The sequence below is a fragment of the Bacillus cereus group sp. BfR-BA-01381 genome (assembly GCF_022663555.1).
GTDB lineage: Bacteria > Bacillota > Bacilli > Bacillales > Bacillaceae_G > Bacillus_A > Bacillus_A pacificus.
In genome coordinates this window covers 1-430 of record NZ_JAKUFR010000231.1, presented here as the reverse complement: position 1 = coordinate 430, position 430 = coordinate 1, and the positions used below count along the sequence as shown (strand labels likewise).

Below are 430 nucleotides of genomic sequence, written 5' to 3'. Positions count from 1 at the left end.
CATTTGGTTGTTATCCATGATCGGCATTATGTTTGGTATTGGGTTATTATCCATGATTGGCATTATATTTGGTGGTTGATTGTTATCCATGATTGGCATTATGTTTGGTGGTTGATTGTTATCCATGATTGGCATTATGTTTGGTGGCTGATTATTATCCAACATTGGCATTATGTTTGGCACTTGAATATTTGGCGGTATTACTTGCGGAATAACTATATTTTCTTTCGATACATTTGGTGACACTATATTTCCTACATTTTCTTTCTTCACTTGCGGCGATACTATATTTCCTACATTTTCTTTCTTCACTTGCGGTGACACTATGTTTCCTATATTTTCTTTCTTTATTTGCGGTGATACTATATTTCCTACATTTTCTTTCTTTACTTGTGGTGATACTATATTTCCTACATTTTCTTTCTTCACT

Annotated in this window: 1 pseudogene; it reads right to left on the bottom strand. The window is 33.5% G+C overall.

The features are described 5' to 3' along the window. Positions 1-430: pseudogene (locus tag MR079_RS28450) on the bottom strand (peptigoglycan-binding protein LysM); the annotation flags it as partial.